The 23,134-nt window shown below is 41.1% G+C and carries 22 protein-coding genes; 4 read left to right on the top strand and 18 right to left on the bottom strand.

Annotated features, from left to right (window positions below):
* Positions 1 to 197: 197 nt before the first annotated feature.
* From BLT94_RS04290 to BLT94_RS04375, 18 genes are all read right to left on the bottom strand, one after another.
* On the bottom strand, positions 198 to 1,736 hold the full coding sequence (locus BLT94_RS04290) for a class I adenylate-forming enzyme family protein (protein ID WP_092230811.1): 1,539 nt from the start codon (positions 1,734 to 1,736) through the stop codon (positions 198 to 200).
* The gene (locus tag BLT94_RS04295; protein ID WP_014956029.1) at positions 1,736 to 2,323 is read right to left on the bottom strand and encodes a DUF4125 family protein; all 588 of its coding nucleotides are present in this window, start codon (positions 2,321 to 2,323) and stop codon (positions 1,736 to 1,738) included. Before BLT94_RS04295 ends, BLT94_RS04290 begins: the two co-directional genes overlap by 1 nt.
* A gap of 1 nt (position 2,324) precedes the next feature.
* Positions 2,325 to 3,257, bottom strand: a complete 933-nt coding sequence (locus BLT94_RS04300) for an NAD-dependent epimerase/dehydratase family protein (protein WP_014956028.1) — start codon at positions 3,255 to 3,257, stop codon at positions 2,325 to 2,327.
* Between the two features lie 6 nt (positions 3,258 to 3,263).
* A complete protein-coding gene (locus BLT94_RS04305; RefSeq protein ID WP_014956027.1) occupies positions 3,264 to 4,187 on the bottom strand; it encodes a DUF4037 domain-containing protein in 924 nt (307 codons plus the stop codon).
* A gap of 34 nt (positions 4,188 to 4,221) precedes the next feature.
* Positions 4,222 to 4,800: a DUF4258 domain-containing protein gene (locus tag BLT94_RS04310; RefSeq protein ID WP_014956026.1), complete on the bottom strand. Its 579-nt coding sequence runs from the start codon at positions 4,798 to 4,800 to the stop codon at positions 4,222 to 4,224.
* A gap of 82 nt (positions 4,801 to 4,882) precedes the next feature.
* A complete protein-coding gene (gene elbB, locus BLT94_RS04315; RefSeq protein ID WP_014956025.1) occupies positions 4,883 to 5,545 on the bottom strand; it encodes an isoprenoid biosynthesis glyoxalase ElbB in 663 nt (220 codons plus the stop codon).
* 38 nt (positions 5,546 to 5,583) lie between these two features.
* Positions 5,584 to 7,560, bottom strand: coding sequence for a (Fe-S)-binding protein (locus tag BLT94_RS04320; RefSeq protein WP_092230814.1), 1,977 nt, complete (start codon positions 7,558 to 7,560; stop codon positions 5,584 to 5,586).
* Entirely contained in the window at positions 7,561 to 8,448 is an 888-nt protein-coding gene (locus BLT94_RS04325; RefSeq protein WP_092230817.1) for an electron transfer flavoprotein subunit alpha/FixB family protein, read from the bottom strand.
* Entirely contained in the window at positions 8,445 to 9,200 is a 756-nt protein-coding gene (locus BLT94_RS04330; protein ID WP_092230820.1) for an adenine nucleotide alpha hydrolase family protein, read from the bottom strand. The genes BLT94_RS04325 and BLT94_RS04330 overlap by 4 nt, the downstream gene beginning before the upstream one ends.
* Positions 9,201 to 9,373: 173 nt before the next feature.
* Positions 9,374 to 10,144: an enoyl-CoA hydratase/isomerase family protein gene (locus tag BLT94_RS04335; RefSeq protein ID WP_092230823.1), complete on the bottom strand. Its 771-nt coding sequence runs from the start codon at positions 10,142 to 10,144 to the stop codon at positions 9,374 to 9,376.
* Positions 10,145 to 10,185: 41 nt separating this feature from the next.
* On the bottom strand, positions 10,186 to 11,421 hold the full coding sequence (locus BLT94_RS04340; RefSeq protein WP_232508042.1) for an acyl-CoA dehydrogenase family protein: 1,236 nt from the start codon (positions 11,419 to 11,421) through the stop codon (positions 10,186 to 10,188).
* 58 nt (positions 11,422 to 11,479) lie between these two features.
* Positions 11,480 to 12,706 (bottom strand): CaiB/BaiF CoA transferase family protein, encoded by a 1,227-nt coding sequence (locus BLT94_RS04345; protein WP_014955679.1) that lies wholly within the window; start codon positions 12,704 to 12,706, stop codon positions 11,480 to 11,482.
* Positions 12,699 to 13,943: a CaiB/BaiF CoA transferase family protein gene (locus BLT94_RS04350; RefSeq protein ID WP_014956019.1), complete on the bottom strand. Its 1,245-nt coding sequence runs from the start codon at positions 13,941 to 13,943 to the stop codon at positions 12,699 to 12,701. The genes BLT94_RS04345 and BLT94_RS04350 overlap by 8 nt, the downstream gene beginning before the upstream one ends.
* Positions 13,944 to 14,162: 219 nt before the next feature.
* Entirely contained in the window at positions 14,163 to 14,909 is a 747-nt protein-coding gene (locus tag BLT94_RS04355) for an SDR family NAD(P)-dependent oxidoreductase (RefSeq protein WP_014956018.1), read from the bottom strand.
* 39 nt (positions 14,910 to 14,948) lie between these two features.
* Positions 14,949 to 15,698 carry an SDR family NAD(P)-dependent oxidoreductase gene (locus BLT94_RS04360; RefSeq protein ID WP_014956017.1) on the bottom strand — a complete coding sequence of 250 codons (750 nt, stop codon included), beginning with the start codon at positions 15,696 to 15,698 and terminating at the stop codon, positions 14,949 to 14,951.
* A 58-nt stretch (positions 15,699 to 15,756) separates the two neighbouring features.
* The gene (locus tag BLT94_RS04365) at positions 15,757 to 16,926 is read right to left on the bottom strand and encodes a thiolase family protein (RefSeq protein WP_092230826.1); all 1,170 of its coding nucleotides are present in this window, start codon (positions 16,924 to 16,926) and stop codon (positions 15,757 to 15,759) included.
* Positions 16,927 to 16,935: 9 nt separating this feature from the next.
* Entirely contained in the window at positions 16,936 to 17,367 is a 432-nt protein-coding gene (locus BLT94_RS04370) for a Zn-ribbon domain-containing OB-fold protein (RefSeq protein WP_014956015.1), read from the bottom strand.
* A gap of 582 nt (positions 17,368 to 17,949) precedes the next feature.
* Positions 17,950 to 19,212 carry a TetR/AcrR family transcriptional regulator gene (locus tag BLT94_RS04375; RefSeq protein WP_092230829.1) on the bottom strand — a complete coding sequence of 421 codons (1,263 nt, stop codon included), beginning with the start codon at positions 19,210 to 19,212 and terminating at the stop codon, positions 17,950 to 17,952.
* 695 nt (positions 19,213 to 19,907) lie between these two features.
* Here BLT94_RS04375 and BLT94_RS04380 point away from each other — a divergent pair.
* The 4 genes from BLT94_RS04380 (at position 19,908) to BLT94_RS04395 (ending at position 23,130) form a co-directional block, all read left to right on the top strand.
* Positions 19,908 to 20,087 (top strand): benzylsuccinate synthase gamma subunit family protein, encoded by a 180-nt coding sequence (locus BLT94_RS04380; RefSeq protein ID WP_014956013.1) that lies wholly within the window; start codon positions 19,908 to 19,910, stop codon positions 20,085 to 20,087.
* 76 nt (positions 20,088 to 20,163) lie between these two features.
* Positions 20,164 to 22,605 carry a glycyl radical protein gene (locus BLT94_RS04385; RefSeq protein WP_092230832.1) on the top strand — a complete coding sequence of 814 codons (2,442 nt, stop codon included), beginning with the start codon at positions 20,164 to 20,166 and terminating at the stop codon, positions 22,603 to 22,605.
* An 89-nt stretch (positions 22,606 to 22,694) separates the two neighbouring features.
* Positions 22,695 to 22,901, top strand: coding sequence for a hydrogenase (locus BLT94_RS04390; RefSeq protein WP_092231122.1), 207 nt, complete (start codon positions 22,695 to 22,697; stop codon positions 22,899 to 22,901).
* A gap of 22 nt (positions 22,902 to 22,923) precedes the next feature.
* Complete coding sequence (locus tag BLT94_RS04395; RefSeq protein WP_092230835.1) at positions 22,924 to 23,130, top strand: hydrogenase; 207 nt, start codon at positions 22,924 to 22,926, stop codon at positions 23,128 to 23,130.
* The last annotated feature ends 4 nt before the right edge of the window (positions 23,131 to 23,134 follow it).

Consider the following 23,134-nt stretch of genomic DNA (forward strand, 5'->3'; position numbering starts at 1 on the left):
TTTAAAAAGCAGCGTTTTGCTGCCTGCAATCTCCAAGAATGATAACTACCAATACAATATCAAATCCTGCAGCCCTGAAAACAAAAAAACAATCTCACATTTTTCCCGGCAATACCAGCTTTCTTAAAAAAAGTTATCATCATATGATGGACATCTTCCACCATAAGTAATTTTATATCAAAGGCCTTTTTTTTTCTTCAACAAAACTCCTTTTTTAATGCCGCTTTTTTCAACTTGCCCGTCACTGTTACCGGCATTGAATCAAGCAGTTGAATCGTTTTTGGAAATTTAAACCTGGCAAGTTTGCCCTCTAAAAACGACAACACCTCTTCATAGCTGATCGTCTCACCTTGATAACAGACAATAAAGGCTTTTCCGGTTTCTCCCCATTTTTCATCAGGAACACCTACAATGGCCACTCTCCTTATTTTAGGGTGTTCCATCAAAACCGCTTCCACTTCTGCCGGGTAAACATTTTCAGCACCGCTTCGATACATATCCTTTACCCTGTCAACGATATAAAGATATCCATCCTCGTCAAGATAGCCAAGATCTCCTGTATACAGCACATTATCAATTATGGTATTTTTGGTTTCTTCCGGCATGTTCCAGTACCCTTCCATCACATTAGGACCCATGGCAACTATCTGACCTATTTCACCTGGAGCAAGCTTTTCACCCTTTTCATTTTGTATCCATAAATCCGTAAAGAAATTAGGCAGGCCTGCTGATTTTTTTTTGCTTTCAGGAGCATCCATGGGCATTAAAACCATGGCTGAATTTTCAGTTTGCCCGAATCCAGGGAGAAGTTTCAATCCTTTTTCATCCAACTCGTCAAAAAATTCCAGAGGAGTTTTTTCACCACCGCCAAATGCAAAGCGCACACTGCTTAAGTCCACTTGGTCAAGGACTCCTGTATCAATGACAAACCGCATCATGGTGGTCAAACTGAACACAATGGTTGCCTTGTATTTTTCTATATCCAAAGCAAATTTATCAGGATCAAATTTTGATCTCATCAAAATGGTTGCCCCGCGACACAGTGCCGGCGTTGTCACAGCTGCAAGCCCTGCAGAATGACACAAAGGTGCCTGGGAATGAAAGATATCATCCTGACGCATATCAGTATAATTAATGATCTGAAAACATTTAAAATAAGTCTGACCGTGAGTGATAACAGCTCCTTTTGGATTACCCGTAACCCCGGATGTATACAAAATAACAAAAGGATCATCCAAATCAATTACTTGATCTGGCACTGGTTCTGAAAAAGGATATTTTTCAATGATTTGGTGATAGTCTACAGCCCATTCAGGACACTGGTTTTTATCCGTATAACCTGTAACACAAACAAAATTATCCTCTTTTACATCCAGAGAATGTCGAACAGGGTAAATATTTTCACTGAATTTATCATTAAACACAAGCAGACTGCAATTACATTGGTTAATCTGATATTTCAGTTCCTGGGCTACCAGTCTGTAATTCAAAGGCACCACGATCAAGCCCAGTTTACCTGCAGCAAAATAGCAGGCCAGAAATTCGGGGCAGTTTAAAAGATCCAGAGCAATACGATCTCCTTTTTTCAATCCTTTTTGCTGAAAAAAGTGAGCAACTCTATTTGTTTCCCTGTTCAGTTCTTTATACGTCACAGGGGTGTCTTCAAAAATAACGGCTGTTTTATCCGGAGTAAGCGATTCCCTTTTACTAAGTATTTTTCCTGTATTCCATTTCATTAGTTCACATCTGCCTGCATTAATTGTTCTAATTTTTCAAGACTCTCAATCCCGCTTTTTTTAGCCAACTGTCCAAGCATTTCAACAGAAAGGTTCTCTCCTTTATCAAAAGCTGTTTTTACATGGTCGTAATATTTTTTCAGAGTTCTGTCGCTATAGGTTTCAAGCTCACTTGCAAGGTAAACCTTAAAATTACTGCCATCGGATGCCAGATTCATGTCCCGGCAGGTATGATTATAAATTGCAGGATACATCTCTTTTAAATTTTCCTGCCATTTTTGTTCAATTTCAACAATATTATCAATTAGCGGATTATTATTGGTTTTTGGTATCTTGTTATCCATTCTGGCATATTTTTCAAAAACAAGATTCCTGTCACTTCTTTCCGCTACAACCAGATCATTGAAATAGGATTCCAGCATTTCATCAGACCAGAACTCATAAATGCTTCCCCGGATTTTTCTAAACGCATCCGGGTGTTCCTGGCACGGGGCATTGGACTCACCATTCACCTTAAGAAACATACTCAATTCTATATTTAAAATGCTTTTGATCAAAACTTCCCTGCTTCTTTTGTACACGTCCATTTTACTGCCCCCTTTTGCTTTCCATTAAAAATTGATGAAATTCATAGGTTCTTTTCATTCCCTCAAACAATGATATAAACTCAAAACCGATTGCTTTATTCAGTTTTGCTCCTGAATAAACCTGGTGCTGATCAATTGGAAAAGGCAGGGGAATACGTCCCTGCACTATTTTGTCCACACTCATTGCAACGGTTTTAATTTTCTTGTTTATCACTTTTTCCAACATCGCAACATAGGTATCATATGAAAAATACTCATGAGATACGGTATTAAACACCTGGTTACGGGCGCTTGGATTTTCAATGCATTTTATAATAATTTTTGCAAGATCATCTACAAAAATAAAATTAAACAATGCAAGATTATTCTCTGGCAGGATAACGGGCTCGGCTTTTTCAAGCAAATCAAAAAAATAATTTTCCCTTGGTGCATAGTTGAATTTGCCATATACAATTGAAGGCCGCAGTATGGTCCATGATATGGATCTGTTAAGGCATTCTTTTTCAAGCAACTGCTCGGCTTTGATTTTATTTAATCCATATTCAGCGTATTCTCCAAGTTCCGGCTGAGGAGTTTCTATCGTCCGGGTTGTCTCGTCAAGAGGAAGGATGGATGAATGATCATACACACTGGCAGAACTGATGAAGATATACTGTTTTATATTTCCAGGAACAGATTGTATCACCTTTTTTATATCATCCGGCGCATAACCGCAAAAATCAATCAGGACATCCCAGTCCATTGTAGGAATATTATCTTTTATTGATTGACTGTCGGTCCTGTCACCATGAAGCTGTGTAACCCGGCTGATATTCAAGGGAATGTTTCCCCGGTTAAATGTAAACAGGGTTACATCTTTTTGAACGACTAAATGTTCCACCAAAGATCTGCCGGCAAAATAACTTCCGCCTATAATTAAAATATTTTTAGTCATTAGTCTTCACCCGCCCCAAGCATCCCTTTCCCGCAATTTTATATCCTGTATCCTTTTTTGAACCTCTATCCCATGCTCTAATAAAAAGTCACTTTTTGATTCACTCATTCCCTGATTTTTGATCTCATTTATGATCTGGGCGCAACTATTTTCAATGATCTTATTTTTTTTAATCTCATCATTTACAAAAAGCAGCTGAGTTATATTTTCGTAAATAGATTCACCAAGGATGGATAATTCGCGGACAGCTCTGTGTTTCCATTTATAAAACGGAACAAACTTTTTGTTCAATAAAAAGACAAGGGAAATGATATCCGAGCAAAATGTATTTAAAGCATATGCTGCAGCAAAAACTTCCCCTCTTTTGACGGATCTCATAAAATTATACTGCCCGGACTGGGCACAGGTCATACATTTGGCAGCTATCTTAAATAGACGGACGTCTTCGGGATAAAAATTGAGAAGTTTGTTTCGTATATCTGAAAATTGACCCAAAGGATCAAAAAAGACCTTTCCACTTGTACAAGCACAAAGATATTCATCAGACAAATTAACCCATTGCATGTTATTTTCAGGGGCATGGGCAAGCCCTGTAAAGCGTTTATAAAAATCAGAGATCCTGAAAACACCGTTCTTCTGATTGCTTAAGGCAGCAGGCTTACGGACAAATCCCATGAAAATCCTTGGCAGTTGTTCATATGCTTCCTGAAGCCGGCTGCCGATTTCATCGAAATCCGCATCACCCAGCCAAAGACAAAAGCCAGGCCCCCAATCATGATCCCTGGATATAGGATCATCAAACCCAAGGCACTCTGAACCCTCACCAACCATTCCAACAGCAATCTTGTTGCGGTATGAATAAAATTTTTTGTTTATCATCTGTTCGCCATAAGCATTGAAATACTTGTGGCAAAGTTCAAGCCCCTTCATACGTACCTTCCAATATCATGAACAGGATCTTGATTTATCCTTCATATTCAAAGACAAGGACATCGTCTTTTCCTGTAAAATCCTTTTTTTCAATTTTTGCAACAATCTTTTTTGAAGCTTCAGCAGAAATGTATTTTTCTCCGCATTGAACACACAGTCCTGCAGGCACACCTTTGATAACATACAGACTGCCCTCCCATCGGAAATCAAAATTACCCACGGTTATTGGTTCTATATCACTATTGCAGAAAAAACATTTTCTCAGGTTTTCATCCATTGGTTGGCCTTTGACTTGTCTTCTTGTTCGTTCATCTTTCCATGTAGGTTCTGAGGGGCGATAGGCATATAAAACAATAAGATTTTCATCTTTATCTTTTGTACACATAACATGAATCGGCTTATTATCAGGATATGCCAGGACAAGATAACAATCATTGCGAAGGGGATGGGAATGTGTTTCCAGTATGCTCCCCTCCGCAAGAACCGTTTCTATTTCCGATATGGAAAAAGTCCTCCGGGTCAGATATCTGACCATATGTTCGGAATTAAAATATATCCTGTCTTTTGTTCTGGATTTTATCCAGTCCATGATAAGAGTTAATTTTTTTGACAAAAACACCTCGTTATTTTTTTAAAACTGCATGGGATATACTCTTTTGGACACAACATATCGGTTAATTTAATCTATTTATAATCTATTGTGTCATTTCTATTACTTTTTCAACAAGTTTTTTGATGCCTTTTGCCACATCAGCAATGCCGGGTCCAATCATATAAGCCGGTGAAGTAACAATGCGATTTTTTTCATCAACAGCAATCTCATCCACTTTACAAAGGGCATGTTTAACCCCAATAGACTCTAAAGCACCGATAATGCCCTCTTCACAGCCAATTGTAAGTTCCGGGGATTTATCCTTTAATGCCATACCCACGGTGGCAGGAGCAATACACAGCGCACCAAGCGGTTTTTTTGCCTCAATTACTTTTTCAAGCAACGCAGCAACATCTTTATTAACTTCACCCTGGGGGCCTTTAAAGGCAAATTCACTCAGATTCTTGGCAGCACCGAATCCTCCCGGCAATATAACAGCATCCAATTTTGCAACATCAACATCATTGATACTTTGAATTTCCCCCCTTGCGATCCTGGCAGATTCAACAAGAACATTTCTTGTCTCTTTTTCTTCCTGCTGGGTCAAATGATTGATCACATGGGCCTGGTCAATATCCGGGGCAAAGCAGACGGCTTCGGCACCCGCCTGATCAATAAAAAGCAATGTTAATACGGATTCATGTATTTCAGTTCCGTCAAACACACCGCACCCTGACAATAACACTCCGATTTTCTTTTTATCCATATCTTACCTCTCCAAATATATATAATCTTAATGTTCTTTTAAGCTTCTGACTTTTCAGGCAGACATTTTTCAACAATCTCTGCAATATCAAAGGCCTTGATCTCTTCAGTATGCTTTTTCAAACCATCTGTCAGCATCAGCAGACAAAAAGGACAGGCAACCGCAATGGTATCGGCATCCGTAGCAAGCGCCTCACCAGCACGTTCCTGATTGATTCTTGTTCCTTCCTCCTCTGCCCAGTAATTGCCGCCGCCGCCGCCGCAGCAAAAACTTTCATTTTTATTGCGTGGCATCTCAACAAGATCTCCCACATTGGAAAGAACTTTGCGAGGATCGTCGTAAAAACCATTCCTCCTGCCCAGATAACAAGGGTCGTGATATGTTATGCTCTGGGGGTTGTTGGTAAGGGGCAATTTATCTTGGTCAATAAGCGTCTTGATAAACGCAGCATGGGGAATAACCTCATACTGACCACCCAGTTTAGGATAATGCCGGGTAAAACTATTATAACAATGGGGACACATGGTGATAATTTTTTTAATGCCAAGGGATGCAAAATCATCTATATTCTGCTGGGCAATTTCCGCAAACAAAAACTCATTGCCCATCTGTTTGGCAGGATCACCGGTACAGCGGGAATCTTCAAGAATTCCAAATGATACATTGGCTTGCTGCAAGATGTTGACCATGGCTCTTCCGATCTGCCATGCCCGCTGCTCATAGGTGATGGAACAGCCTATCCAGAGCAGATATTCCGTCTTGCCGGCCTCAAAAACCGGAACCTCAAGATCTTTACGCCATTCTGCAGCACCTGAACCCGTACCAAAAAAAGGATGGGATCTTTGTTCAAGACTGGAAATCGCTTTTCCCATAAGTTCCGGAATCTGTCCCTGTTCCATGACCAGATTCTGTCTGAACCTCATGATGGTCTTGGGTTGATTGATACTTACAGGACAGGCTTCCATACAGGCTGCACAGGTTGTACAATTAAAAATCGCATCCATGGATATGTTATCAATCACATTATCATCCAATTGAGCATTTTTAAGTTTTTCAGCCATTGTCACAATGACCCCTTTAGGGGACAGAGGTTTTTGTGTATTGTGCGCCGGGCAGGCTTCCTGACATCGTCCACACCACAAACAACTGGAAAAATCCAGGAACCGTTTTCTTGTAAAATCAGCCAGTTTATCAGCACCCAATGCCGGCAGTTCTTCTGCATCTTCATCGTCAAACGCTGAAAAGTCCATAACCCCCATTTTTACCCCGGGAGCCGGGTCTGCAAATCCGCTGTTAACCGGTGCAAGGATAATATGAACAAGGGGCGAAAACGGAATATAGGCGACAAAACAAAGCGCCAAAAGGCCGTGTACCCACCAGGTCATGGTGTGTATCTGAAGGGCGCTGGAAGAACTGATAATTGTGGATGCAAAAAAATTTCCTACAAATGCGCCGCTTTCCGGGTTGGAAGCCGCCAGCCTTGCACCCTCTATAATAAACCCCGTTAAGATTAGAACCCCCAGCAGACTGCCGACAAGAACAAATCCTTTTCTTTCTTCTGGAATCTTAAGACGGTCTGGCATGAACTGCCTTCTGACAAGAAAAAAGACAAGACCGCAAAAAGCCAAAAGTCCTGCAAGATCAAGTGTGAATGCCATAAACCAGCTGTTAAACGCACCGTCAAAAACAGGTAGCCCGAACAAAATATTGAGTATGACAAGGTTTGTACCCACAAACAACATGAACATACCCCAGAAAACACACCCGTGGGCAATACCGGAAGCGGGCTTCCGGTATATTTTAGGATTCAATATGCCTCTTACAAAAAAGGCTTTGGGATGAAAAGTTCCAATCCCCTGAAACACCTTGCTGATGGAAGGAAGAATTCTTAATTTGCCCTTTTCGATAAGTTTCCATTGCAGATACAAACCATAAAGGAAAATAAGAAATACCGGAATGGATAACAAGTCAATGATTACACCGTAACTGATATTCCAGTAAGGAACGCGGGCCATTTACTTACCCTCCATAATAGCCTGGGTTAATATCGGAACGATTTTCTTATAATCACACACAACACCGAATCTGGCACGGTTGAAGATATTGGCGTCTTCATCTTTGTTAATGGCAACAACACACTTGGAATTGGCTATCCCTGCAAGATGCTGGCTGGCACCTGAAATTCCCACGGCAAAATAAACGCTGGGAGCAACAATTTTTCCGGTCTGCCCGATCTGTTTGGTCGGGGAGGCCCACCCTTCATCAACCGCACCTCTTGAAGCACCTACAGCACCATTTAGCTGATGCGCCATTTCCTGAAGCATGCTAAAGTTTTCAGGATCACCGATTCCTCGACCACCGGATACAATAACGTTTGCATCTTCCAGAGGAATACCATCTGTCTGTTCATGTGTTTCAGCAACAAGGGTTACTTTGTCCTCAACAGCATCAAGAGCTGTTGCCGCAGTTGTTCCGTCAAGCTGGGCCGGTTCAAAATATTTGCGGCGAATGGTCAATATGGTCGGGGTTGATTCTATCTTATGCTGTATAATGGCTTTACCGCCATACACTGGGCGATCCACAACCAGATCAGGATGAATCGCAGTTACTTCTGTTACGGCAGGAGCTGCAAGCGCAGCACTCAAAGGCCCTGCCAGACCGCTTCCAAGGGTTGAAACACTCATCAGGATAACTTCATAATTTTCCTGTTTGATGATGTTTGACACCGTTGATACAAGATTTGCAGGCACAGCCTGACCAAACTGCCATGCTTTGCCGAATGATCCGGGGATATCTCCTTCACCCAGTGCAATAATGTCAGGGGCATCACAAAACTGCTTGCTCACGGTCACTAATTCACCGATTTTTTTCAGATCAATATTTTCTATAATAAGCGTTTTCATATAAATCTCTCCTCGGTCAATCTGTTCAGTAATGTCTTTACGGCTTCATTAGGATCATCCGCATTAATAAATTCACAAACGGATTCACTCTTGGGAATCTCAACACTGATTTCCTGTAAAGCCATTTTGCCCTGATCCACGCCGTCAAGTTTGACGACCGGTTTTTTCTTTGCAGCAAATATGGCACGCACTGCCGGTATTCTGGGCACATTTTCCGGAATACTTGTGATAGACAACACACCAAGCCCCTTGAACTCAAGCTCTCGTTTTCCGGTTGAAGTAATCTGATTGACATTCCACAGATCATCTTTGCTTTCAATATAACCCACCTGGGGGATAAAAGTGGCACCCAGCATCTGGGCCAAAATTCCAGGTACAATTCCCCGATCCATATCAGCAGACTGCTGGCCTGCTAAGATAAGATCAACGTCGCCCAATTCTTCCACTGCCAGCTTAAGATTCTGAGCAATAACGGACGGGTCATCTGACGTTCCTTTTACCAGTATCAATTTGTCAGCACCCATTGCCACACCTTTTCTTAAAAACTGAACATCACCGTCAGTTCCATAAGAAATAATGGTCAAGGATGAAGATGTCTTAGCCTTGAGCTGTATTCCGGTTTCAATGGCATTTTCATCATAAAGCCCCAGCATGCGAGAAAACCTTTCATGGGCCCGGTTGTTTGATAATTCAAAATCCATGGCCGGCACTTCATAATCCGGAACAACCTTTGCTAATACCGCAATATGCATTTTTTACTCCTCCCTGGCTTTTGTCCAATCCAATCAATTTGGATTTGATTTTTTATGGTCAAGTAAGCCGTTTACATCTAAATTTAAAAACGGGGATCATTTTTTACCAAAGCCATATTAAGAATCAACTCAAATATTGTAAAAAATATCCCCGCTCTATTATCTATTGCTATCTATCTGCCCTTCCACTCGGGCGCTCTTTTTTCTGCAAATGCTGTAAATCCCTCTTTTCTGTCTTCAGTGTCACGCAATACGCCCCACAAAAGATGTGAGAAAGCAATTCCATGTTCCAACGGCATTTCAAGACCCATAACCGCTGCCTGTTTTGCAGCCTTAACGCTTAAGGGTGCATTACTGGCAATTCTAAGCGCCAGCTTTTTAGCAAGATCCATCAGCTCGCCGGGTTCTACAACATCAGAAATGAGTCCTACCCTGTGTGCTTCTTTTGCATCAATCATCTCGCCTGTCAACAACATTTTCATTGCAACGGCCTGGGGAATTGCTCTGGGCATGCATTGAGTACCGTTTAAACCTGCAAGGCTTGCCACTTTTACTTCTGTTAATCCAAATTTTGCATTACTGCTGGCAATTCTCAAATCACATGCCAGGGCCATTTCCATACCACCGCCTACAGCATAACCATTGATTGCACAGATAATCGGTTTCCACATTTTCATATGAGGAACGATTGGCTGACCCTCCCTTAACCAGATGGATGCCATACATTCTGCCGGTGGCGGAGTCTTTTTCATATCCGTACCTGTACAAAAAGATTTTTCTCCCGCACCTGTAAGCACTGAAACACGAATATCGTCATCATTTTGTACTTCGGACCAAATCTCGGCCAGTTTGGTAACGGATTCAGGATCAAGGGAATTCATGGCATCGGGCCTGTTTAAGGTTATATATGCAACGTGATCTTCTTTAGTAAATTCTACACCCATTGTGATAACTCCTTTAAGCTCCGGTCGTACCGGTTGTTTTATTAATCTTCTTCAGCACTTACAATAAATGGATTATAAGGTTTTTTATCGCGCAAAATCGCTCTGGCAATGGTCCATCTGTGAATTTCATTGGGACCTTCAAGCACTCTCCAGATCCGGACCATTCTTGCCACATATTCAATTCCCAATTCTTTAGATAGACCTACGCCTCCATGCATCTGCATGGCCCTGTCAGCAACATTGGACAGCATCTCCGTTGCGGCAACCTTTATGTTGGACCCTTCTATTCTCAAATCCGTCAATCCCTGGTCGTTTTTCCAGCAGGCATAATACAACCTGAGACGAACCGCCTCAAGTTCCATGGTGGAGTCAGCAATCCAGTTCTGGACGGTCTGGCGATCTGCCAGGGGTTTGCCAAAGGTAATTCTTGTATTGGCCTGGTCAATCATCATCTGGATAAGTCGTTCCGCCATACCAGTACATCTTGAAGCCAGCTCAATGCGCCTGACCCCGAATCTATTCTGAAGTGGAATAAATGCTTTTCCCACTTCTCCCAGAACTTTATTGTCACCGACTTCAACATCATCGAGAATAAGTTCCCATGTGGGCATGGCACCAATTACAGGAATTTCTTTTCCAACTCTTACACCCGGCATACTTTTGTCAATCAGGAAAGCCGTAAATTTATCTTTGGTTGATGCCTCTTTATCCGTAACTGCAATCAAAATAAAAAACACATTATCTTTATCGCATTTACTGATAAAAGTTTTTGTTCCGTTAAGTACCCATTTGTCCCCTTTTCTAACTGCAGTGGTTTTCAAACCGCTCACGTCTGATCCGGCATCCGGTTCTGTAACCGCCATTGCAGAATCAAGTTCCCGATTACAATAGGGGATAAAATACGTTTCACGCTGATCATCAACGCAGCAGGCATCCAGATAATAAAGGTTGGGGGCATCCGGTGGAAGCATAAAGCCATGGGGTGAAAATCCCACAAAACTTTTGCACATCTCTTCCATCACCAAAGTTTTTGCCAGCATGCCAAGGCCCTGTCCGCCGAATTTTTCTTCAACTTCAATTCCCCAGAATCCCAGTTCTTTGGTAATGGCATAAAGCCTTTCGGAATCTTCTTTGGGAATAAGGGGACCGGGTTCCGTCCACAAACTCATATCCCGTTCAAGCAATGTTTTTTCCAAAGGAAGAAGTTCACGTTTTACAAACTCCCTCATGGCTTCTTTCAACATCATATATTCTTCAGATATACTAAAATCCATCATCACTCTCTTTTTTTTATACGGTTTAAATAAATATCATAAAAATGTTATTTCATTTTTATCAGGTCAGCACATCCTCGGCTTTAAGCTGTTCAAGTTCTTCATTTGTATACCCTAAAAAGCCGGTTAACACCTCGTCAGTATGCTCACCCAGAAGCGGAGCTGCTGTTTTCATTTCAATTGGTGTTTCGGAAAACATTATGGGCGCTCTGTTATAAAGCGTTCGTCCGACCTCGGAATGATTCAGATATGACCAAAAATTACGTTCGATAAGATGTTCATCCTCTATGGCAGCCCTGGCATCATTTACAACACCGGCCCTCACACCGTGAGCCAGCAATTGCCGCATCAGTGTTGCCGCATATTTATCTTTTGTCCACTCTTCAACATATCTGTTCAGTTCATCTTCGTTTTCTTTTCTGCTTGCCAGAGTGGCAAATTTTTCATCTTCGGCCCAGGCAGGATTTCCCATTACTGTTTTAAATCCTGTCCATTCATCATCCGTAAATACGGCAATGGCAAGCCATTTCCTGTACCCGAGTGTTTCATACACACCATGCGGAGCAGCATCGGGATCACTGCATCCCATCCCACCCAGAATCTCTTTGTTTGCCGCATACAGCATGCTGTCAATGGGTTTCATGGCAATGGCCGACTCAAGCTGAGACACTTCAACGGTCTGTCCCTTGCCTGTTTTTTCACGCTGAAGCAAGGCCGCCATTATTCCAAAAAGAGTGTGGCTCGGAACCATGACATGGTCCGTGTAATTGGTACCGGTGCCAAAAGGATTTTTGCCCGGCATACAAGCCTGTGCTGTTAATCCGCAAAGTGCATTCAGGTTAACCCCGAATCCCATATAGGATTTATGGGGTCCGTCTATTCCCTGTAAACTCATTGTCACATAAATAATACGGGGATTTATTTTTTTAACATCTTCCCACCCGAGGTTCCATTTTTCCATCTGCCCTACGCGAAAATTGTTAATAATGATATCACTTTTTTCTATCAAGCGAATCGCTACATCACGCGCTTTGGCCTGTCTCATGTTCAGGGAGATGCACTTTTTGTTGGGATTTCTGTTTGCAAAATAACCGCTTCGCTCAAAGCCTTCTGCAATCCCGTCCTTGAATGGTCCGCCTTTTCTCAGAATATCAGGTCGTTTCAGGCTTTCAATCTTGATAATCTCGGCACCACACTGCCCTAATACGTTTGTGGTAATCGGACCTGCACCAACCCATGAAAAATCGCATACAACAAGTCCTTCTAATGCTTTTTCAAAATTAGACATTTATAATTCCCTCCTTTGAAAAAACAGTAATTTCTTCGCCAGTATAATTAAGACTTTCTAAAATTTGAGCGGTATGCTCTCCAAACCGTGGTGCTGGAAAACCAAAACGCCAGTCCAGTTCACCAAATTCATAAGGCGCTCCGGGAAAGGTTACTTCTCCTCCGTCAAGATTTTCATGTTCAATGGTCTGCCAGAAATTTCTATGCTTCAGTTGTGGATTCTCAAGCAGATCCTTTCCATTACTAACCGGAGAAATGGCTACTCGGCTGGCCTGTCCTTTTTCATACAGAGTCATTTTATCGTGTTGCATTGTAAACCGATGAAAAATCCTGCAAAAAGTTTCATACCCTTCATCAGATCTTCTATAAGCAGGTTCAATCCATCTTGGGTCATCAAACACTTCTCGTTCTTCCACATTTTCATCTTTCATCCACTGGACAAAGGAATCCCACATATTCTTGTTTTTTCCCATTATGGCAACAATGGCCAAATGACCGTCTTTACAGGGATGGACAGTAGCAGAACCAGCTTCTTTTCCCCTGCCACGCCGGATAGAACCTTCCAGATCCCAGTATTGTGCTGCATTTTCAAGAGCCATGCCCACGGATTCCATGGCAGACACATCAACAAACTGACCTTTTCCGGTTCTCTTAGCATATAATAAAGCGATTGAACTGCCGACTGCCGCATAGGATTCAGCCATTCTGTAGGCCTGGTTGTCACAAGCTCTCACAGGTTTGTCATTATCAATACCGGCAAGATATAAAAAACCTCCCATTGCAGAGCAGGTAAGATCTGATCCGGGATAATCCTTATAGGGTCCGACACAGCCATAAGGTGTGATGGATGTTTGAACAAGCTTTGGATTGATTTTTTTGAGCTTTTCATAAGAAAGCCCCAGACTATCCAAATAGCCCGGCACACAACTCTCCATAAAAATATCAATATTCTCGATCAGTTTTAAAAAAATTTCCTGTCCCTCCGGCCTATGAAGATCCACTACCAGGCTTTTTTTATTGCCATTATAATAGAGGAATTGAAGGCTGGCTTCCATGTTGTCTTTTTCACCTTTATAAAAAGGCCCTTTTTTACGCAAAGGATCACCGGTTATTGGTTCAAGGTGAATCACCTCAGCCCCCAGTCCAGCATAAAGTTTTGAAGCGTAGGGTCCCAGTTCTCCTGTGAAATCCAGCACTTTCACATCAGATAGGGATCTGTTTTTAAGTTCACCTTCCATTGCTTTACCTCCTAATTTTGATGGTCCTGTAAAAAGTCAGCGAGCAAGTTTTAACTACAGGAAATGGGGTCAAATTTATCCAGTACCCAGTAGTATATAGCTGAAAAATGCTCATTCTGACTTTTTACCAGTCCATCACTCTTTATTTAATTATGACATTCTAAAACCCGAATACAAAAGACCGGTGTCTCATATTTTTAATTTCTAAACTGTTGGTTATCATCCTGAAAACAAGCTTCTTCCACCACACACATACAACACCTGACCTGTTACATAACCGGTATCGTCATCAGCAAGATAAAGCACGGTATTGGCAATATCGTCTCCTGCTCCGATGCTGCCTGAAGGCTGTTTGGCCTCCAGAAAATTCCTGGTCTTTTCCGGGAGTTCATACCATAAGGGTGTAAGGATAAGTCCCGGTGCGATACAATTTGAGGTGACTCCCTTTCTACCCAGCTCCAGAGCCAGTGTTCTTGTCAATCCAACCATGCCGGCTTTTGCCGATGAGTAGGGAGCCTGGCCCATACCGCCAAGCCATGCACGGGATGCAATATTAATAATACGTCCTCTATTTTGTTCAACCATATGGCCATGAACTGCCTGGCTGCATAGAAAAGGTCCTTTAAGATTGACATTCAAAGTGATATCCCAATCTGCTTCGGAAAGTTTTCTTAACGCACCTGCTCTTTCCATACCTGCATTATTAACAAGGATATCTATGGAACCGAATGTTTTAACGGTTTCACTCACCATGGATTCAACCGCAGCTTTATTTGAGATATCAGCTACAATGCCTATGGCATCATATCCGGCATCCCGCATTTCCTTGGCGGTTTGATCTACTTTGTCTTCAGCAATATCGTTAATAACGACTTTGGCACCATTTTTTGCCAGCATAAATGCGGTATCTTTACCCATTCCACTGGCGGAACCTGTAATTATTGCTACTCTGTTTTCAACTCCCATTCTTTACCTCCACATATCATAATTTATCATAACAGGACGTTAAATCGACATGGAAAAAGACAGACTTTTTCCGCCACAGACAAAAAATGTCTGACCTGTTATAAATTTTGATGTATCAGCGGCAAAAAAGGATACGGCGCCTGCTACATCATCGGGTGTCCCTAATTTTTTTACCGGAACTTTAGCTGCAAGCTTTTCCACCTGCTCTTCAGACATGTCTGAGGACTGTATAGTTCCTTTAACAATCCAGTTGACCGTAATACCATCCTTTGCCGTTTCAAGTGCGAGGGATCTGGTAAATCCGAGCATTGAAGATTTTGCAGCACTGTATAAAGAGGTGTTGGGCAATCCAAGATACTCAACACTTCCAATATTGATAATTCTGCCATAACCTTGTTTTCGCATGACCGGAATCACTTCTCTGCACATAAAATAAGCGGGATCTATATTACTTTTTGCACCTTGATACCAGTTTTGAGCCTTTGTATTCACAATCTCGCTTTTAACGATATAATCTGAATTGTTGATCAAAATATCAATTTTTCCGTATTTTTCCACAATACTGGCAATCGCCTGTTTTGCACCGGTACAGTCTGCAGGATCTGCGGTTACACCAAAAGCTTCGACATTGATTTCTTTGAGTTTTGACACCATATTGGATGTATTTTTGCCATCAATATCAAGGACAGCAAGTTTTGCTCCTTTTGATGCCAGATTAGCAGCGATTGCATATGAAATTTCATCACCAACCGACTCAATCAATACAACCCTGTCTTTAAAGGTTTCCATTTTTAAAATCTCCTTTTTTATTTAAAAAATTCATTTTAAAGATTTTCAGAGCAGTATCTTACCAATCACTTGTAAGCATATGCATTGTACATGCCGCGTGTTCCGTACCAGACAAGCCACCGCCGGTTACATGGGTCATGGCAACTTTAGGAATCGGTTCAACCTGATAACCTTTGCACTCTCCCCTGAGTTGTTTTACCTGGGCTGCAACCTGGGCTGCACCTGAGGCTCCGATGGGATGACCATAGGACAACATTCCGCCCCTGGGACTTACCACACACTGTCCGCCATAAGTTGACTGACCGTCTCTCAAAAATTTCAGGCCGTCTCCTTTATCACACAGCTGCATACATTCATAGTAAAGTAATTCTGCAATGGTAAAAGCATCATGCAATTCCAGGATATCGACTTCTTTTGGACCGATTCCAGACTCTTCGTAAAGCATTTCCGAAGTCATTTCAGTGATATCGTCACCTGTAATATCCCTTGGCCGGTTGTGATATGGACCGGAAGTTACAACAGAACCTCTTACCTTAACCGGTTTTTTAATTCCCAGTTTTTTGATCATTTCCTCGGAGCAAACCACTACGGCACCTGCACCATCAACAATACCGCAGCACTGATGCAGCGTCAGAGGATAGGCCACCATTCTTGAATTAATGATCTCATCAATACTGTATTCTCCACCAAAAGATGCATGGGGGTTGTTTGTGGCATGACGACGGCTTTTTTGTGTGATCAAAGCAAGATCTTCAATGGTGGCACCGGTTTCGTGCATATAGCGAGTTGCGCGCATAGCGTATTTACCGGTCATAACTCCGCCATGAACCGCTTCAATATCGTTCATTGCCGGCATGAATGCCGTTCCGCTTTTTCTTCTCAGGGTATGGTTTTCAGCCCCGACACCCATGGACAATTCCGTCAGCCCATAGGCAACATCTTTGATTGCCAAATGAACCGCCATGGCACCGGCTGAACACGCGCTTTCCACATTGATAATTGGAGCTGTACCGCAAATACCGATATCCTTAAAAATAGTCTGGCCTGTAACGATACCATTATGGGCATTTCCCACATAGGCACTCTGAATCATTCCAGGTCCTTCAATATTAGAAGCTTTAATTGCCTGAAAAGCAGCCATGCGTCCAAGTTCATCATAATCCATTTTATGTCTGCCAAAAACAGTCTCTCCAACTCCGGCTATATATACATCTCTCTGTAATTTCATGTACGTCTCCTAAACTTTCTGGAACATATAACTGATGATCGGAAGACCATCTGCATTCATTCTTATCGGGCCTGTAACCAGTTCAACTTCCTCATCACATTTAAATGTATTCACTTCCCCTTTGAGCATGGCAAAAATCCTGATGTTTTCGGGCAAATCAATATACCCGCAAATATAAGGAGTTTCCAAACCCGGCTGTCCGATATAAAGATCGGAAAAGCTGTAAAGAATTCCCTTTCTTGACAAGGGGACTACATCAAATTCTTCACCCCAGCAAGTGGGACACGGTGTTAATTTGGGAAAATCAAGTTGACCACATTTTTTGCATTTATACCCTTTCAGGTACGGCAATCCATCTTCTGGAATCTCAAGCAGATCTGGATGATAAAATGTGATATCCGGCTCTTTCTCTTTTTTTTTGGTTTTCTTTTTTTCCGCCATCTGTTCTCCTTTTTAAACGCTTTGAACGAAAATCAGTTGCTTGATTTCCGCTATCATATTGATTTACATCAGTATTGTATCCATACCCTGCATTTATCTATCTGAAAGATACTCTGATTAAATTATTATTGAGGATTATTCAACCATATGGATTTTAGACTGTCAAGTCTTTAAAAAAGATTTTTCTAAATTTTACCGCAGATATTTGGATATAAAAAATATAATAACAATATAAAGCATTGATTTTAAAAGATTTAAAATACATAGAACAATAAAAACAAATTCGACAAGCTATCCCAATCACTTTTTAAAATAAAATATTCGAGACCTTTTAGATGTTGAATTCTCATCAAATATATGATTTTCTGCTGATTATTTGATTTAAAAAAAAATCGAATGCGCCTCAGACCTTAAAATTATCTGTTTACCATCCAAAAACAGAACACAAAAAAAAAGGTTAACAAAACAACAGCAATAGCAAACAAAAAAAAATGGAAAGCAGCATAACCGCTCTCCATCCTTACACACAATCCATTTGAAACATCTAATACCTAGACATTATAAATACCATCCCACATAAAATTAAATATTTTCAAACACGTTTTCAACCTCCCGTGTTACGGCCCGGCACAAAAGAGATGTTATCATGGAAAGTTCTCCCATCATTTCAAGAGGGGTAACTCGCTCTAAAACATACCACCGAATGGAAAGGTGGGAAAAACTGCCTAAAAATAAGTTCCTAAAAACCCTGTTGTTAAGATCAGAGCGAAACGCACCAGACTCCTTGCCTTCATTTAAAATCTCATACAGCATTTCATTGGTGTTTAGAAAAGCAACAAAAGCCTCGGTATTATAAAATTGTTTATTCAGCTTAATGTCACACAAAAAAATTGTTAAAAATTCTTTATTAGATGAAAAAATACGAAAATAATCACCAATAAACCGCCTGAGCTTATCAACGGGATTCTTTGGATCAAACACTCTCTTAAGCCTGTACTGATACTCCTTAAACTGATCTCGGGGAATGGAATACAACAAATCGTTTTTATTCTTAAAGTACTCATATATCGTGCCCTCTGCAACTCCGGCTTTTTCAGCTATCTCAAGCATTGTAGCCTTTCTGTGTCCCTTTTGAGCAAAAATTGAAATCGACGCTTCTCTAACCCTTTCCGCCTTATCTGATTTAACAGCATCACTAACCCCTGTTACCCCTGGATTCGATATGCCAGGATTAACATTTGCAACGGCATCAGACCCAACTCCTATCATAGCCATTATAAGAGACATGATGGATTCAAAATCCGATAATGTTTCATCAACCTCCCTGTAGGCAAGACAACTTAAAGACTCTTCATCCAAAAAACCAAAAATCATATCCCTTACTATTCCAAGATCAAGGTCATCCCTGAAATATTTCTCTTTTATACCTTTTTTTAAAATAGCCAGCATCAAGCCGGCATATTTTTGAAGAGATTTATACCCGGCATGATGATAAAACTCTTTGTTTGAACGGCATTCGAACAACAGATTCTTCATCAACCTAGCATCCCCGGAACTAAAATCATTCTGATAAAGATGAAACCAAACCATCTTGCCCAGATGAGAGACCGGCCCCATAAGTCCCTTAAAATGAAATAAAAGTTCTTTATATGATTTTTCCATAAGCTCTTGAAGCGCGGAAAAAAGCAGATCCTCTTTATTCTCAAAATAATGGTAGATGATTGAATCTCCAACCTTTGCACGTTTTGCTATTTCAGAAATAGTTGAATTTACAAGACCTTTTTGCGCAAACACTTCCTGGCCGGCCCGAAGTATGGCTTGTTTTTTTCCATTATTATTAGCCATTCAGCTATTTTCTCCTAATTTTTCACTATAATAGTTTTGCATAAGTTAATTTTATTTCTTTATTGTCATTATTGACCTAATTTTATTCTCATTTAACAAAAATATATTATACTCACAATACCCAATTATACGAATTTTTTGAATCCGATTCAACATTTTTCTTTTTGAGGTCAATTCAAGACAATTTTATCAAAATAATAACCATTAAATTTATTTTATATCCGATTATGGCTGCCGCCATGCAAAATCATATCTATTTAATATTACAGCCAAAAAAATAGATATTTCATACCATTATATCTTGTGCAAAATCATTTGATTATATTTTAATAAAATAAAATAAAAATAGTTCTTGACAAAATAAACTCAAATTGGTTGAATATTCCTCAGTTCTTTTAAATCCAATTCAATAACTTAAAAAAAATCAACTTTTGTTTTTGATATATTATTATGTTGTTATAATTTTGACGCAGCAATTTCTGAAAAACTAATGATTATTTTTTAATAGGTATTATTATTTACTTTGGGATATATATTTTAAGTTAGTTAACATGTTTCTGAAAATTATAATTATTTTTTTTTGGAGACGTGACTAAATAATGCAATCCGCCGAAGCGAGTTTTGCAATACGTTGTTTAACCTTAGACCAGATTTAAAAAGGTTAAAAATTAACAATTTACAGCAAGGAGGATCAAATGTCAAAATGTGAGAAATGCGCTTTTTTCTTTCCAATTCCAGAAGAGGATATGGATTTTGAACCGGATAAAGGGGATTGCGTAAGACAACAGGAAGATACAAAGGGTAAATTCTGGTTGTCCAGGCCGGTATTCAAGAATAGCGACGCCTGTGAGCATCTCAGCCCTAAAATCAACTAGCCTTAAAGGCCATTGGATTTGACGCATACCTAAAATCTATTTAAAAAAATTTTGATGCCAGACAGGAGGAGATGTTATGCCAACAGTCGCCACACCGACAACAGAAAGAACCGCAAGACTTAAAAACAGATGCCGCTTTAAACATGTAGCAGGTGGAGAATATGTTCATGCAGGCGTAAGAGCCGGAGTTGAACGTGCCAGATTGATTACCCAGTCCCATAAAGAAAATGTGGGAGAGTCCAATTGCATTGCAAGGGCCAGGGGACTTGAAAAGATCCTTAAAAACATCACTATTCATATTCAGGATGACGAACTGATCGTTGGTGCCAACACAGAGCATCCCGATTATTTCCCCATGTATCCGGAACTTTCTTATTTTGCCACCGTAGATATGGTTGAAAGTCAGTATTGCGACCATAAAGATGAAATGCGGGAAATCGCAGAATACTGGCGACCCTATACTATCCAGACCAAAGGGGAAAAATATTTTACACCTGAAGAAATCGGTGTTATGTATTCTGCAACAACCGTGCAGCCTCCCATGTTTGTAACCGCATTTTCAAGCATTGTACCGACTTATGAAGCAGTTCTTGAAGACGGCCTGATCAAAAGAATAGAAGAAGTTGAACAAAAGATTGCCGACGCAAACGCTGAAATGCGCAAATCCCCATGGAACGGCCAGGAAAACCTTCATTATCTGGATAAAATTGACCAGTGGAATGCCATGCTAATTGCCATGAAAGCAGTTGTAGCCTGGGCTCAAAGATATGCCAGGCTGGCCAAAATCATGGCGGAAAATTTTTTAACCGACCCCAAAAGAAAAGAAGAACTTCTTGAAATCGCAGATATCTGCAGACACGTTCCGGCTTATCCTGCAAGAGGTCTCAAGGATGCCATGCAGTCCAAATGGTTTACCTACCTGTTATGCCACTCCATAGAACGCTACAGCAGCGGCTACGGTCAAAAAGAAGACAAAATGCTCTGGCCCTATTTTCAGAAGAGTGTAATTGAAAAAACAGAGCAGCCCATGACAAGAGAAGAAGCCGTAGAACTTTTTGAATGTGAAAGACTAAAAGTATCTGAACATGGCAGCACAAAAGGAAGGCAGCTTCGAGAATTTTTTGCCGGCTCCAACGACCTGTTTATACTTACCCTGGGCGGTATCAACCCGGACGGCTCAGATGCCAGCAACGACTGCACCAACTGCATACTGGAAGCTGCTTCAAGTATTGTTACCACAGAACCGTCCATTTCTTTCAGATGGAATGAGATAGGCAATATTGAAACAAAGAAAAGAGTATTTGATTGTGTGAAAAAAGGATTTGGATTCCCATCCATCAAAAATGATGAGCTCAATACCCAGCAATTGATCAAATACTTTAACGTCCCCGAAGAAGTTGCCAGAGACTGGGCACTTGTTTTATGCATGTCTCCCGGCATCACAGGCCGTCGAGGAACCCAGAAAACAAGAAGTGAGGGCGGATCAGATGTTTACCCGGCCAAGGTTATGGAAATTGCCCTTACCAACGGATTTGATGAATTTTTCACCAATATACAGCTGGGACCTGAAACCGGTAACGGCGAAGACTTCAAATCATTTGACGAAGTCTGGAACGCAGTTAAGTTACAGTTGAGATATGCCATTGAATTAAGCCTGCGATCCAAAGATGTGGGCCGGATAATGGAATCAAAATATCTGTGCTGCCCATTTATTTCAAGTATTGACGACGGATGTGTGGAAAAAGGTATGGATGCCAATGAACTGGCGGAAGTTGCCAATCCATGGCACAATGTAATCGGCGGCAGTGTTGTGGTCATTGATTCCATGGCAGCCATTAAAAAACTGGTATTTGAAGACAAAAAATATACTATGGCCGAATTGATGGATGCCTTGAGAAACAACTGGGAAGGCAAAGAAGAAATGCGCCTTGACTTCTGGAATGCTCCCAAGTTTGGTAATGACGACGCTTACGCTGATGAAATCGCATCAAAATATTATGATCTGATTGCTGATGAGTGGAAAAGAAACACCACTTATTCAGGCACCTATCCCCTGCCCCTGGCCCAGTCCGTTGCCGGTTATATTGTCAACGGCCCGAAAACTGCAGCTACTGCAAACGGAAGGCATGCCGGCGAAGCTCTGGATGACGGCGGCTGTTCACCCTACATGGGATGTGACAAATCAGGTCCGACAGCAGTTTTAAAATCCGTATCAAGAATTGATGCCTCCAAACACAAGGGTATCCTTTTGAACCAAAGGCTTTCAACTGTTTTGATGAACAGCGATGCCGGTTTTGATCTCTGGCACGCCTACATGAAAACATGGCATTCTCTGGGAATTGATCATGTTCAATTCAATGTCATCTCCCAAGAAGACATGAAAGCAGCTCAAATTGAACCTGAAAAATATACAGACACCCTTGTAAGGATTGCCGGATACAGCGCAAAATTTATTGACCTTGCCAGGTACTCGCAGGATACTATTATTGCCCGTACCGAACAGGATATGGCAGGATAACCAACCCAAACTATTGATATCATCCCCGGCATATGGCCGGGGATGACATCAATAGTAAGTATTTTATCAGTTTAAAAGGAGTATGTATTATGGCTACTTGTAAAGAATGTAAGTTTGTCACACCGTCCCCAACCGGTGATCCCACAACCGGCGTATGCCTTGTTGAAAGAATGCAACTGGCTGCCTCACAACAAACAAATACAGCTATCAGGGGCAAAATGGTACAAAAAGCCATGGAAGCATGCCCTAAATTTGAAGCCGGTGAATCCTGGAAAGATATTAAAAATCTATTATAAAATTTAGGAAAGGAGGTTTGTTATGCCGACCTGTAAAGAGTGCAAATTCGTGACTCCTTCCCCTACCGGGGATCCCTCAACCGGCGTATGCCTTGTTGAAAGAATGCAACTGGCTGATAGCCAGCAGACCAATACAGCCATAAAGGGTAAGATGGTAAAGAAAAACCAGGAGGCTTGCGATAAGTTTGAAGCCGGTGAATCCTGGAAAGACATTAAAAATCTGTTATAACGTT

The sequence above is a fragment of the Desulfobacula phenolica genome, assembly GCF_900105645.1.
GTDB lineage: Bacteria > Desulfobacterota > Desulfobacteria > Desulfobacterales > Desulfobacteraceae > Desulfobacula > Desulfobacula toluolica.

Bases quoted from the DNA above. Each gene is read 5' to 3' on its own strand.
- BLT94_RS04290 (WP_092230811.1), bottom strand. From the start codon at position 1,736: ATGAAATGGAATACAGGAAAAATACTTAGTAAAAGGGAATCGCTTACT.
- BLT94_RS04295 (WP_014956029.1), bottom strand. From the start codon at position 2,323: ATGGACGTGTACAAAAGAAGCAGGGAAGTTTTGATCAAAAGCATTTTA.
- BLT94_RS04300 (WP_014956028.1), bottom strand. From the start codon at position 3,257: ATGACTAAAAATATTTTAATTATAGGCGGAAGTTATTTTGCCGGCAGA.
- BLT94_RS04305 (WP_014956027.1), bottom strand. From the start codon at position 4,187: ATGAAGGGGCTTGAACTTTGCCACAAGTATTTCAATGCTTATGGCGAA.
- elbB (WP_014956025.1), bottom strand. From the start codon at position 5,545: ATGGATAAAAAGAAAATCGGAGTGTTATTGTCAGGGTGCGGTGTGTTT.
- BLT94_RS04320 (WP_092230814.1), bottom strand. From the start codon at position 7,560: ATGGCCCGCGTTCCTTACTGGAATATCAGTTACGGTGTAATCATTGAC.
- BLT94_RS04325 (WP_092230817.1), bottom strand. From the start codon at position 8,448: ATGAAAACGCTTATTATAGAAAATATTGATCTGAAAAAAATCGGTGAA.
- BLT94_RS04330 (WP_092230820.1), bottom strand. From the start codon at position 9,200: ATGCATATTGCGGTATTAGCAAAGGTTGTTCCGGATTATGAAGTGCCG.
- BLT94_RS04335 (WP_092230823.1), bottom strand. From the start codon at position 10,144: ATGGGTGTAGAATTTACTAAAGAAGATCACGTTGCATATATAACCTTA.
- BLT94_RS04340 (WP_232508042.1), bottom strand. From the start codon at position 11,421: ATGATGGATTTTAGTATATCTGAAGAATATATGATGTTGAAAGAAGCC.
- BLT94_RS04345 (WP_014955679.1), bottom strand. From the start codon at position 12,706: ATGTCTAATTTTGAAAAAGCATTAGAAGGACTTGTTGTATGCGATTTT.
- BLT94_RS04350 (WP_014956019.1), bottom strand. From the start codon at position 13,943: ATGGAAGGTGAACTTAAAAACAGATCCCTATCTGATGTGAAAGTGCTG.
- BLT94_RS04355 (WP_014956018.1), bottom strand. From the start codon at position 14,909: ATGGGAGTTGAAAACAGAGTAGCAATAATTACAGGTTCCGCCAGTGGA.
- BLT94_RS04360 (WP_014956017.1), bottom strand. From the start codon at position 15,698: ATGGAAACCTTTAAAGACAGGGTTGTATTGATTGAGTCGGTTGGTGAT.
- BLT94_RS04365 (WP_092230826.1), bottom strand. From the start codon at position 16,926: ATGAAATTACAGAGAGATGTATATATAGCCGGAGTTGGAGAGACTGTT.
- BLT94_RS04370 (WP_014956015.1), bottom strand. From the start codon at position 17,367: ATGGCGGAAAAAAAGAAAACCAAAAAAAAAGAGAAAGAGCCGGATATC.
- BLT94_RS04375 (WP_092230829.1), bottom strand. From the start codon at position 19,212: ATGGCTAATAATAATGGAAAAAAACAAGCCATACTTCGGGCCGGCCAG.
- BLT94_RS04380 (WP_014956013.1), top strand. From the start codon at position 19,908: ATGTCAAAATGTGAGAAATGCGCTTTTTTCTTTCCAATTCCAGAAGAG.
- BLT94_RS04385 (WP_092230832.1), top strand. From the start codon at position 20,164: ATGCCAACAGTCGCCACACCGACAACAGAAAGAACCGCAAGACTTAAA.
- BLT94_RS04390 (WP_092231122.1), top strand. From the start codon at position 22,695: ATGGCTACTTGTAAAGAATGTAAGTTTGTCACACCGTCCCCAACCGGT.
- BLT94_RS04395 (WP_092230835.1), top strand. From the start codon at position 22,924: ATGCCGACCTGTAAAGAGTGCAAATTCGTGACTCCTTCCCCTACCGGG.